Source organism: Plectonema radiosum NIES-515 (assembly GCF_025753815.1).
In the GTDB taxonomy this organism is placed as follows: domain Bacteria; phylum Cyanobacteriota; class Cyanobacteriia; order Cyanobacteriales; family Nostocaceae; genus Hassallia; species Hassallia radiosum_A.
In genome coordinates, this window is sequence record NZ_JAOWRF010000213.1 from 20,418 (window position 1) to 32,167 (window position 11,750).

Here is an 11,750-nt window from a genome sequence, read left to right on the forward strand (position 1 = left end):
CGTAAGGCTCAGGTGTGGTTGCCGTCTAGTAGTAGATTGGAGAGGCTGGAGAGCCTGTGAAAGACCAAAATAATAAGTTTTGGCTCTTTAACCTTTGCAAAAATAAAATGTAAAATCGGTGTAAATTATGACAGACGCATCCCCAGGGAAAGACCAACAACATCCCCTTTACAATCGCGATCGCCCTCTAATAGATAGTTTACTATCTCAAGAGCCAACAGATTACAATTTAGCAGAATTTGCTAGACTGCGAATGCGTTATCAAGGCTTTCCAGGTGCGAGAGACATTCAACAGACCTTAGATCGAGTCTTGCTTACTTGGGGTTTAACGGAAGCCGAACTTTATGAGAAAACCCGCGAAATTCACAACTTTGCCAAGATTTACAAAAGTCGCGGCAAAAAAGAAGAACAAGATTGGAATTAGGGAATGGGGAATGGGGAATGGGGAATGGGGAATGGGGAATGGGGAATGGGCATCGTCCTAGTACCGCAAGGCGGGAGTCACGCATTCACGCATTCACGCATTCACGCAGTAATATGGAGTAAGCTTTTTAGCGATTGAGAATGGTTGGTTTATTTACGCCAACCTGTACTAGTACCGCAAGGCGGAAGTCACGCACTTACTCAGTCAAAATTAATACAGCGTAAGCGGTTCATTGATTTGGAATGGGTTGTTTATTTCCGCCGCGTTGTACTAGTGGGCATGAAAAATAGATTTGGCTTTATTCTCATCGATAATTTGTATAAAATACGCAATTTAACAATCCATTTGTTCGGGATTGCTGCTAGTAAACTACATCTTCGTAAAGCTCGGCTATTGTTCCTTCAAAGTTAATACTGTGTAGTCGAAATGATTTATTTTCTGCTGTGTAAAATTGCAAAACCCATAGCCCTTCATCATTACGGCGGAAACATTCGACTCGCTGACGTTTGGTGTTAATTAAAACATACTCTTTGAGACTTGATATAGTTTGGTAATCCGCGAATTTGTCCCCCCGGTCAAAGGCTTCAGTAGAGTTAGATAAAACCTCGATAATTAAACAGGGAAAACTTTTATACGCAGGAGTTTCCTGATCTCGTTGGTCGCAAGTCACCATGACATCGGGATAGTAATATCGATTTAAAGATTCGATGCGTGCTTTCATATCGGCGATGTAAACACGACAACCTGAACCGCGTACATGATTACGGAGGAGTGTAGCAAAGTTGAGAGCAATGGTAACGTGGGAGTCAAGCGCTCCAGCCATTGCGTAGATGTAGCCGTCGATATATTCATGTTTGATGTCACTGTGTTCCTCCATTTGGAGGTATTCGTCAGGGGTGAGGTAGATTTCAGGTGAAGCAACCATATTTAAGACCTCAAGGTTAAGCAATGGAAATTTCTTGATTTAATTAAAACTTACGCAAAAACCTCTCAAACTCTTATTTCTCTGTGTCCTCTGCTACGAGTGCGGTTCGTTTTTTATAACCTTTGCGTAAGATCCTATTAATTTCTAGAATATCTTTGTTTTGTTAGCCAAAGGTACATTTTCCTCAAATAAAAATGTACCTCTAGCTTTTAGTGAGCGGTGAACCGCTCAATTTTCAGGGCTGAAGCCCTGACTACGTTTAAGAGCGTTTGTTTACACTCCAGTACTTAGTTATCAGTTGTCAGCTTAAATCCCGTCTTTTCTTCTTGTTTAGACAGATGAAGCTTCTTTTGCTGCTCTTGATAGTCGCGCAATTGCTTCAATAAGCGTGCTTGGGATGAAGTGGAAGTACTTGAACTAGTTGTTGTAATTTCTGGCTTTTTGGCAGCACTTTTTAAAGCAGTAGGTGAAATATTAATAATCATCACCTCTTGGGTTCTTGGGGTAGCAATAACCAAATCTGATTTATTAACAGATGCTTTAAAAGAGTCTAAAGTATCAGCAATTTGCACTTGCTGCTGCATTTGTTCTGTAGAAGAAACCAAAGTACTTAAACCATTCACTAATTGCCGCAAATTATTTCTAAAAGCGGGATCACCAGTCAACTCATCTAAATCAGATGTAATTTTTTGGGTATTTTCAAATGTTACCCGTGCGGAATCCAAAGTTTGTTGCAATAGCAATCGGTTATTTGGATCGTTGAAGCTTTTAGTCGCATCGCGTAAATTAGTTGATGCTTGGGCTGCATTTGCTGAGAGAGTTTCTAAATTTTCTAGTAATTTTCCTTTGGTGAAGCGATTAACTGTAGGTGATAAACTGCTGACTGTAACGCGTAGTTGATTGCTGGTTTGGCTGAGATTATTTAATGTACCAACTAGCGTTGAGCGATTTGTTGTCACCAAATTATCGAGATTTGTCACCAAACTTTTCGCTTGATTTGCAGTCGAACTAATAGTTTTTGCGGTTGTCCCAAATTCAGTTGCAGTTGTGCTAAATTGCTTGGCGGTCGTACCGAATTGATTTACTGTTTGACTGGTAGATGTACTAAGTTTATCTGTTGCGCGTTGCACTGAATTAGCTGTGGCGGAAAATGTGCCTAATTGTTGTTGTGCGTTTTTGCTCAAAACCTGAAGTTCTCGACTTAAAGCCGCTACACTGGCAGCTGCTTGGGACGCGGTTTCTAGGGTTTTATTCACATTATTATAAAATTTCGGATTACTGTATGCAACAGATAGCGCAGTTGAACTGCGAATCAGCTCATCAACACTGATGCCAACCTGACCTTTTAAGCGAGATCCATTACAGAGGATGATTTGGGGATTACAATTTTTTTCTGTGGCTTTAGCGACATCAGTCGCTTGAATTAGCGTTGCTTTTGGTGTGATGTCGATAATGCTTTCGCTAATCAAACCGGATTGATTAGTTTCAACTAATACATCACGGGGGATTTTCAATTCCGGTTGAGAAATATCAACTTCCACTTCAACGTTATTTAAACCAGGTTGAATTTTAGAAATACTCCCTACTTTGACACCACGATAGCGAACAAGTGTTCCCTTTTGCATTCCGCCGGCGTTAGCAAACTCGATAATAACTTTATATGAGCGTTGAGATGTCGTGACTCTATTCAACCACAGCAGAATTAGTCCAAATACCCCCAATCCTGCTAAAAGCAATAACCCTACAGAACCTTCTCTAAATGTTCGCGATCGCATTTTTCTCCTTCTGCCATCTAGCCGACATGAATCGGTCCTTGCACACTCCCGCTAAGAAATTGTCTAATTAAAGGATGCTCTGTATTTTCAAGTTCATCTATACTACCTTGCCACTGCACTTTACCTTGATAGAGAAAAATAACTCGATCAGCGGTTCGACGAATAGTACTGTCTTGGTGGGTAACAATGGCATAAGTACCACATACTCCTTGAGTACATTGTAATTGGCGAATTAAATCTTCTATAACTGTAGAGGCAATTGGGTCAAGTCCGGCTGTCGGCTCATCGTATAGTAAAACCGCAGGTCCGTCTTGTGGGTTGTCTGGGTTAGACACAACCGCACGGGCAAAACTGACACGTTTTCGCATTCCTCCGGAAAGTTCACTAGGATACAAAGAACCGATTCCTGGCAAACCTACCATGTCCAATTTTTCATTTACCAGTTCTCGAATGCGCGATCGCGATATTTTTGAGTATTGATAAAGTAAAAACCCCACATTTTGCTCGACTGTCAATGAATCGAATAATGCTGCCTGCTGAAACACCATCCCAATGCCAACTGGATCGATACCATCTTCTATCAAACCTTCTCGCCGTACCCCTTGTACATAAATTTCTCCAGCATCGGGAGCCGTTAATCCTGCAATTACCCGTAAAATTGTTGATTTACCAGTACCGCTAGGACCAATAATCCCTAATGCTTCTCCCTGGTAAATTGTCAAGTCTACATTGTCTAAAACTTTATTGTCACCAAACGACTTAGAAACACCTTTAAGTTCAATCAATGGTTTATTCATTGGGAATTGGGCAATTTGAGGAGGGGAAAAGGGAAAAGGGAAAAAAATAGATTTTCATTCAGCCGTGATTCTCACTATCTCCCCATCTCTCTATTAACCATTAACAAATAACAAATAACAAAAATGCCAGATTGTGATGTCATAGTCATTGGTAGCGGTATCGGTGGTTTGTGTGCTGCTGGATTACTTGCACGTTATGGCAAGGGAGTAATTGTATGTGAAAGCCACACAATTCCTGGTGGTGCTGCTCATAGCTTCAGACGAGGAAAATTTGAATTTGATTCCGGTCCCTCTTTTTATTGTGGTCTAACTGATGCCCAGAGTTTAAATCCTCTCAAACAAGTTCTTGATGTTTTAGGTGAATCCCTTTCATCTGTGTCTTACGATCCTCTAGGACATTATCACCTTCCGGAAGGCACTTTTGCAGTTTATAGCAATACTGAGCGTTACCGTCATGAGGTGGAGAAAATTACGCTTCAAGGTGCTAAAGAATTAAAGCGGTTTGAAGAACGTTTACTACCGCTTTATGAAGCGATGAAAGGCATTCCCACTTTGGCTTTGAGAACAGATTGGCAGATGATTTTGGTGTTATTAAGAAATTATTTGCCATCTTTAGCAAAAATGCTCCCCAATTTGCCGATTGTTCAAGCTTCTGTGGGCAATGTGATGGATGCTACAGTTAAAGATGCTTGGGTGCGGCGGCTGATAGACTTAGAATGCTTTCTACTGTCTGGTTTAAAGGCACATGGTACTATTGCCCCAGAGGTAGCTTTTATGTTAGGTGAGCGCTCCCGCTGCGGAGTTGAATATCCTGTGGGTGGTAGTGCGGCAATTGTCAAGGCTTTGGTGCGGGGATTAGAAAAGTTTAATGGTAAGTTGCGGTTGGGGTGTCACGTCGAACAGATTTTAGTAGAGTCTGGCAAAGCTGTTGGTGTGAGGTTACAAAATGGTGAAATTATCAAAGCGTCTGTGGTAATTTCTAATGCCACAATTTGGGATACTTACACTAAGTTGTTGCGTCCGGAAGACTTACCCGCATCTTACCGCAAAGTTTCGCTAGATACACCAGCGGTGGATAGCTTTATGCATTTACACTTAGGCATTCGTGGCGAAGGGTTGGAAAATTTGACGGGACATCATGTGGTAGTCCACGATGCACAACAAGATATAACTTCACCGGGAAATACTTGCATGATATCGATTCCTAGTGTGTGGGATGCAACTCTAGCAGCAGAAAAACATCATGTGGTTCATGCTTATACTCTAGAACCATTAGCGGGATGGGAAAAAAATGCAGGTTATGAACACAAGAAGCAAGAAAAAGCAAAGTCTTTATATTGTGCTTTAGAAAGAGTTATCCCAGATATTCGCGATCGCATCGAGTTAGAACTGATTGGTACACCGCTCACTCACGCTCATTATCTCAGAAGATATCAGGGAACTTATGGACCTGCGATCGCAGCAGGTAAAGGTATGTTTCCCAACACACACACACCCATTGCTGGATTGTATCGCGTTGGTGACAGCACCATGCCGGGAATCGGTGTGCCGGCGGTGGCTGCATCTGGCATTTTGTGCGCGAATACTTTAGTTAAGCCAGAGCAAACAGCAGAATTGTTAAATAATTTATCGCATTTTTAATATATCTTATAGCAATCCTAAATAATTCGTGAACAAAAAGATCCCCGGCTTCCCAGATCGGAGTGTAACATCTAAGGCTTACAGTAAACAGTTTTGCCGGAATTTATGCATTACAGCAATTTTCAACTAAACAGACTACAGTGATTTCACCATCCTCAATCACGATCCCTAATCAAGTGTCTGGGGCAGCGTGAGTCTAAATACTTAGTATTACGGATTGCAATATCGAATTATTTCATCTTAATCTAGTAAAACCGCATTTAGAATTAACGCCTTATCTCTTGCCTGCACTGATAAACTTATAAGGTAAATGCCGAAAACCCCCGAAGAACAGGTGCGTAGCACGGTATTCTGTTGGTGAGTCAAGGAACCAAGAATCCCCTCGGCAATAGCTGCGGGGAGTGTCAATTAGCAAAACACTTTAATAGCGGAAAACGATGAAAGCATCTGCAAAATTCGACTTTGAGGACGAGAAGTTTAACGCACCCCCTTCTCAAGTCATCCCGTGGTGTCAGATGATTAATCCTCGCTATGGCACAGATGGGATGCAACCCCACGGGTTAGCAATTAAGTTAGATAATGCCCATGCTGTTGGTTTTCAATCTGATGAAAATTGGCAGCAGGTAGAACATGAATTTAGTTCTGGAGTCGAGTCTGTATTTATCTCCGCTACCCCACACATAGTTATAGTACGTAGGGGTCCCTTGTCTGTCAAAGACAGAGAAAGTGGTTTAAAACTGGGTACACTCAAAGAAAATTATGATGCTTTTTTAGCAGACAAACTTAAGTTTAAAACCTTTACTCGCTACCTAATTTTTTTGGTAGGAGAAAACAAAAATTTTTTACATGAATCACCACTACAATTAACTTTAAATGGTGCTGCCGGTGCGAGTTTTAGTAAAAGTTATTGCGAATATCAACAAGGCAAAATCGTCGGTGGTTTCGCTGCTGAATTAGAAAAAGCTTATGCTGCATATCGCAAGCAACCCATAACATCAAAAGGTCCACTATTCCACGCTCACGGTATTTTTTGCCCAATAATTGAGTGTGAAGAAAGAGGCATTGAACCAAATACGGTGATGGTAGCTTCAACAGTAGACTATAAACGTCCGACGGTGGCGACGTTAACACAATATCTGATTGCTTCCGACTCTCCGGAATCGGCAATTATCTCGAAAAACTTTGAAGAATACAAAGAGTTTGGTAAGGAAGTTGTAAAACCAGAAGCACCGAAGATGGAAATGGCAGGGGTTTCTAGTTCTTATGTTTATGCGGATGAAGATGATTTTGGTTATCCACCTTATTAGGGACTGGGGGGATGGGGAATGGGGAAAGAAAAATTCCCTACTCCCTACTCGCTATTCCCTATTCTTTAAGTAGCAAATAATAGAGCGAACCATTACCACCTGTAACACCAGCGCGATCGCCTGCTAATTGTCCAGTTCCCATAAAGTAATCTACCCGTCCGGGTCCTTTAATGGCGCTTCCTGTATCCTGATCGAGCACAAAGCGGCTCACAGTACGATAATCTAGTCGTCCTGACGCGGTGGGATAGGGAAGTGAGGTATTAACTAGCGCTAATGCGCCAGGAGGCATAATAGACTTGTCTGTAGCAATAGAACGCTCTGCTGTCACCGGTACATTAATACTGCCGCTAGCTGGTTCACCGCCGGTTTCTTTGAAGAAAACAAACCTTTCCCAGCGCGGTAGATAATTATTTAACTCTTGGGGATGTTGCTGAAAATACTGAGTCATCCGTGGGAGGGTCAGTTGTTTCAAAGTTACTTTCCCGTCTTTGACTAATTCTCGTCCGATACTTGTCCAAGGGTAATCTGTACCACCTGCATAGCCGATACTGGTTTTAGCTCCGTTGGTTAACTGAATCTGAGCAGAACCTTGGATTTGAACCATGTATGCATCCCAGCGATCGCGGAACCACAATAGTTCCAAACCGCGCAACTGACTTTTATCTCCAAGCAAACCATCTTTTCCTTCCAATTGAATTCGTTTGGGATGCGGTTTACTCCATTTCTCAAAGTCTGGTGGTAATCGATAAAGCGGATATTTATATACATTTGTGCGAACCCGGCTTGCAATAAAAGCAGGCTCGTAGTATGCAGTAAATTTAACAGTACCCTTGCCGTCATTACCTACCGATTTGTAAAAGACAAACTCCCGCAAGACAGCAGCTTGCAGTTGAGCAGGAGAGTTCGATTTGACAACTAATTGGCGGAAACGCACTAAACTGCGATACACGCGCTCTAAGCTAATTTCCTTAATTGGATAACTCTGATAGGCAGCGATCGCCTTATCTTTTTGCAGATAAGTCAGACTGTTGTCAATCGATGCTAGGAGTGCGTCGCGATCGCCTAGTTTACCCCCTCGACTCCAAATTTGCTCATCCCAACCCAAGCAACCAGACTGGGAAGTACAATCCGCTGCTAATTCCATCGGTTTTAGTACAGATTGTACTGAGGGAATTCTTGGTACTGGTATGACCACTGGCGGCGCTTGAGGATTGTTTGGTAATGGCAGGGGTGGTAAACTAGGAGCTTGAGCAACAGCTGACCAGAGTGGGATCATAAAAGCAACTCCCAAACTCAAGGAAAGCACATTTAGGGTTTTTCTCATGATTTAGTTGAATCTTTCAACGCTAGAACTAAAAACTGGTTCTACCCGGATTGCTAAAATCCGAGAGGGACGTACTACCATATACTCTCCCTGACCGGAAATATTTTTGATGGGTACGCTGATAAAGTCATTAGAGGCAGCCTTTGGCATCAGTTCGCCACTATACCACTTCTGAAAATCTTGAATTGTCGGAAAGCGTATTTCTTCCCTGTGTCCACCATCCATCATCAGGTGTACTGCAAATTCGCTCGGTGTTCTAGGCATAAAGTTGAATCATTTGAAACACATCCAACCCATTTTCAACCACTTAACCCCAAAATGGGAAGAGGAGGGGGAAACTAGTCATAGAGACGTTCCGTCGTCACGTCTGTGGGAAAGTGGGGAAGAAAAACTCCAAACTCCAAACCCCTAACCCCAAACTCCAAACTCCAAACTCCAAACTCCAAACTCCTAACCCCTAACCCCTAACCCCAAACTCCAAACTCCTAACCCCTAACTCCCAACTCCCAACTCCTAACTCCTAACTCCAAACTCCTAACTCCTAACTCCTAACTCCTAACTCCCAACTTTTACTTTCCGCTATGACGCTTGTTTAACCAGAAACAGTTCCCAGAAAGTTGTTCACCTTCATCGGCGATCGCCTTGGTTATTTTATCTAGTTTGGTGCTCGATTATGACAATTAAACAATATCTCAAAAATTTGGACTTGCACCTCATGTAACCTCCGGTTCTACAATAAAAGTGTCGATTGAATTTTCTTTAGAAGAAATAAAAAAATGTTTGGAAAATCCTGATTTTTTGTCTGTTGGGCTGATGCGATCGCACATGATTAAATTGCATCAACTTGCTGGAAATCCAGCAACGCTTCTTAGCCGTTGAAAGATCAAATAAAATAAAAGGTAAAAGCTAAAAAATTGATTTTCTGACACTTTTACCTTTTAGCGTTTTAATTTTACCTTATTCAGATATCACTTGCTCAGATTTGTCACCTGCTCAATCAGTGCTAAAACATCACTGCGGCTAAGTTTATCTTTGCCATTCGCAAGAGCGCTAAGAGTGCCATGAGCCAATGTCAGTGGAATTTGACAAAAATCTAATGCAGGACCAGGAGGAAGAGCTTTAGTGTAAGCATCTGCTAAAATTAGATTACGTTGAGCATAAGCTTGGATATCATCTGCATTCCAACCATCTGGAAAGAAGTTTACCCCACGGGTCAAATCTTCACTATGGTTGCGGAGGATGTTAACGGCCTGTAAGCCGCGACCAAAAGCGATCGCATGAGTACGGTTTGTATCAGTACCATCATACCATGCCCATATATCGGAGAGTAACAAGCCCACTGCACCTGCAACTCCAAAGGTATAACGATCCAAATCAAACTCTGTATGAATTTTCCAATTTTTTCCTGCCCAATATGCCATGCGATCCGCCATCGCCGCAGTCGCATCCCAAATCCGAGGTGCTATGCTTTCAGGTGCGAGTAGTGCCCATTCTCGTATCCGCAGGCTGACTTCTGCTAAAGAATCTTCGTGGCTGCCAAATCCCACAGAGAAAGCATCAACCGCAAAGCCATCAACACCTGCTTGTAATGTCAAACTAATTGTTTGCAACAATCTCGCTTTAGTGGCATTATCTAGTTCTGGATGATCCTCGATTTCATCAATCGCACGCATACACAAGTATGCAGATGAAACTGCTTCTTGCAATCCTGGTGGTAAAATACTAATTGGGATGTAAAAAGTTCGACTAGTCTCTTTGAGGATTTGCAATGCGTAATTACGTAAATCCATTTTTTCACTCCTCTGTTGATTTTCACACCACATAAATTTTGAGGTTTTTTGATTACGTTGGATATAGTTTTTACTAAACCTGAAAAACTCTAGATACGCTAGTATCTCATCGAAAAACTTATCATTTTTAGTATTTCAATTTACAAAAACCCAAATTTGATTAAAGTCTAGTATATAGGGCTTTGGTTGCAAAAACCTGTGATTTTTGGTTTGACCTAGATGTTATAAAGGGTCATTGTAAATATAAACAATATTGCTCGTATCCAATTATAATTACCTGCAAAATTTTCCCAAGTGAACAGCCAAATCAGAGGAATGAAACACGCTTATATCTGCGTTATTCTGACGAACAAGCCAGAATTCCTGTATATATAGATAAAAATCACAAAAAACCTTTAAATAACAGATTTGGAATTCAAACTTTGAGGACGCTTCCGGCAAAGTAGTTAAGCCGAAACATCTTGCCGCTACACTGTACCAGCGGATGGAGGAAAATAGATTATTGCCCCCAACCTCATAATCGTGATGGCTGTTCGATTGCTGATTTCGCAGCGACATTAGTAGAATTAAACACGTTCTCTAAGTAGACGATGATTGAGAAAAAGTAGTTCCCGAAGAACCGAGGGGGGACATCTGTTTACCGAAGGGAGGGGTTCATGGGTTCATGAAAAAAGGGTCGGGGATAAGAGGGGGAAAGGGGTTCATGAAAAAAGGGGAAAGGGGGGGAAAAGAAAAGAAAAATATTATGAGTAACTTAAATTGGTCTTTGTTTCCATACATGAGTCCATGAGTCTCTTTACCCCGATTACGCGATCGCTTTTTTATATGATTCTTTTCCCCAATAAGGGTTTAAAGCCCCCTATGCCTAAGTGGTTTTATTTGGGGGGAGGTCACAATCCCCAAACATATTCTTTACCATGAACCCATGAACCCATGAACCCCTAATGAGTGAAGGGTAGGTGTTTGGCAAGGTAATTCTGAATACACTTTTTCCGAATCCGACGAAAATTTTTGAGAGTGCGAAAAACAACAATTTACTTGAAAGTACAATACGTGTTTATACATAAAAAATTCCTGAAAAATTGCCGCAAAAGAAGGAGAATGAACATTATCTGCGCGTGAAGTAATTGTTGAGGTTGTTGGTGTTAGCATTCCCCCGCTTTCAAGACGATGGAGAATCACAGGGTTTGAGATTTGAACATGGGTAGAAGAGGGGAAAGGGGAAAAGCCCTCCTTTGCCCCATACCCAATTGCCAAAATCATAAAATCTGTACAAAGATAGATGCAAAAACAATTTGAAGAAGTAGCATAAGAAACAATGGGTATAACCGTTTGTAACGAAAGAAAGACCGAACTGTCCCGCCTTAGATAGATGCAGTTAAACAAACTTCAATGTTAAAAGGCAACCGCTTGCATCTGCATGATATACCTCTGACATTTTCACCCAAACTTATTGGAAAAATTGCCAATGCGATCGCTATTTGTGTTGGTGGCTTAGTACTGCTTGGGTGGTGGTTCAACATCGAAGTTGTAAAAAGCGGTTTTTGGGGCAGTACCTCAACAATGAAAGCAAATACAGCATTGTGCTTTGTACTGTCTGGTCTTTCGCTCTGGCTGTCGCAAGAAGGAGATAGAAAGACAATGGGACTCCTTGGGGACAAGGGGGATAAGGGGGACAAGGGGGACAAGGAGGACAAGGAGGACAAGGAGGACAAAAAAGCAAGGGGACTCTTTGAAGAGAAAAAGAATAATTCTTCTTTCCCCCCC

The 11,750-nt window shown here is 41.8% G+C and carries 11 protein-coding genes; 5 read left to right on the forward strand and 6 right to left on the reverse strand.

Going from position 1 to position 11,750, the window contains the following annotated elements; translation table 11 throughout:
* Positions 1-127: 127 nt before the first annotated feature.
* Entirely contained in the window at positions 128-424 is a 297-nt protein-coding gene (locus tag OGM63_RS14560) for a DUF3288 family protein (RefSeq protein ID WP_263746301.1), read from the forward strand.
* A gap of 361 nt (positions 425-785) precedes the next feature.
* On the opposite strand, the gene OGM63_RS14565 is transcribed toward OGM63_RS14560, so the two are convergent.
* The 3 genes from OGM63_RS14565 to OGM63_RS14575 form a co-directional block, all read right to left on the reverse strand.
* Complete coding sequence (locus tag OGM63_RS14565; RefSeq protein WP_263746302.1) at positions 786-1,349, reverse strand: Uma2 family endonuclease; 564 nt, start codon at positions 1,347-1,349, stop codon at positions 786-788.
* A gap of 287 nt (positions 1,350-1,636) precedes the next feature.
* Positions 1,637-3,124 carry an MlaD family protein gene (locus OGM63_RS14570; protein ID WP_263746303.1) on the reverse strand — a complete coding sequence of 496 codons (1,488 nt, stop codon included), beginning with the start codon at positions 3,122-3,124 and terminating at the stop codon, positions 1,637-1,639.
* Between the two features lie 17 nt (positions 3,125-3,141).
* Positions 3,142-3,921 (reverse strand): ABC transporter ATP-binding protein, encoded by a 780-nt coding sequence (locus OGM63_RS14575; protein ID WP_263746304.1) that lies wholly within the window; start codon positions 3,919-3,921, stop codon positions 3,142-3,144.
* A 123-nt stretch (positions 3,922-4,044) separates the two neighbouring features.
* On the opposite strand from OGM63_RS14575, the gene OGM63_RS14580 reads away from it, so the two are divergent.
* Both OGM63_RS14580 and OGM63_RS14585 read left to right on the forward strand, forming a co-directional pair.
* Positions 4,045-5,562: a phytoene desaturase family protein gene (locus OGM63_RS14580; protein ID WP_263746305.1), complete on the forward strand. Its 1,518-nt coding sequence runs from the start codon at positions 4,045-4,047 to the stop codon at positions 5,560-5,562.
* A 437-nt stretch (positions 5,563-5,999) separates the two neighbouring features.
* Complete coding sequence (locus tag OGM63_RS14585; protein ID WP_263746306.1) at positions 6,000-6,869, forward strand: DUF5895 domain-containing protein; 870 nt, start codon at positions 6,000-6,002, stop codon at positions 6,867-6,869.
* A gap of 58 nt (positions 6,870-6,927) precedes the next feature.
* Here the strand turns inward: OGM63_RS14585 and mltA are convergent, their stop codons facing one another.
* Both mltA and OGM63_RS14595 read right to left on the reverse strand, forming a co-directional pair.
* Positions 6,928-8,145: a murein transglycosylase A gene (gene mltA, locus OGM63_RS14590; protein WP_263746307.1), complete on the reverse strand. Its 1,218-nt coding sequence runs from the start codon at positions 8,143-8,145 to the stop codon at positions 6,928-6,930.
* 51 nt (positions 8,146-8,196) lie between these two features.
* Entirely contained in the window at positions 8,197-8,457 is a 261-nt protein-coding gene (locus OGM63_RS14595) for a hypothetical protein (RefSeq protein WP_039739621.1), read from the reverse strand.
* Between the two features lie 477 nt (positions 8,458-8,934).
* Between OGM63_RS14595 and OGM63_RS14600 the strand changes: the two genes are divergently transcribed.
* On the forward strand, positions 8,935-9,072 hold the full coding sequence (locus OGM63_RS14600; protein WP_263746309.1) for a hypothetical protein: 138 nt from the start codon (positions 8,935-8,937) through the stop codon (positions 9,070-9,072).
* Positions 9,073-9,161: 89 nt separating this feature from the next.
* Here the strand turns inward: OGM63_RS14600 and OGM63_RS14605 are convergent, their stop codons facing one another.
* Entirely contained in the window at positions 9,162-9,983 is an 822-nt protein-coding gene (locus OGM63_RS14605) for a squalene/phytoene synthase family protein (protein WP_263746310.1), read from the reverse strand.
* Between the two features lie 1,392 nt (positions 9,984-11,375).
* On the opposite strand from OGM63_RS14605, the gene OGM63_RS14610 reads away from it, so the two are divergent.
* Positions 11,376-11,750 (forward strand): hypothetical protein (locus tag OGM63_RS14610; RefSeq protein ID WP_263746311.1); only part of this gene is annotated, 375 nt, incomplete at its 3' end.

Coding starts and splice junctions, on each gene's coding strand:
- OGM63_RS14560 (WP_263746301.1), top strand. CDS start 128: ATGACAGACGCATCCCCAGGGAAAGACCAACAACATCCCCTTTACAAT.
- OGM63_RS14565 (WP_263746302.1), bottom strand. CDS start 1,349: ATGGTTGCTTCACCTGAAATCTACCTCACCCCTGACGAATACCTCCAA.
- OGM63_RS14570 (WP_263746303.1), bottom strand. CDS start 3,124: ATGCGATCGCGAACATTTAGAGAAGGTTCTGTAGGGTTATTGCTTTTA.
- OGM63_RS14575 (WP_263746304.1), bottom strand. CDS start 3,921: ATGAATAAACCATTGATTGAACTTAAAGGTGTTTCTAAGTCGTTTGGT.
- OGM63_RS14580 (WP_263746305.1), top strand. CDS start 4,045: ATGCCAGATTGTGATGTCATAGTCATTGGTAGCGGTATCGGTGGTTTG.
- OGM63_RS14585 (WP_263746306.1), top strand. CDS start 6,000: ATGAAAGCATCTGCAAAATTCGACTTTGAGGACGAGAAGTTTAACGCA.
- mltA (WP_263746307.1), bottom strand. CDS start 8,145: ATGATCCCACTCTGGTCAGCTGTTGCTCAAGCTCCTAGTTTACCACCC.
- OGM63_RS14595 (WP_039739621.1), bottom strand. CDS start 8,457: ATGCCTAGAACACCGAGCGAATTTGCAGTACACCTGATGATGGATGGT.
- OGM63_RS14605 (WP_263746310.1), bottom strand. CDS start 9,983: ATGGATTTACGTAATTACGCATTGCAAATCCTCAAAGAGACTAGTCGA.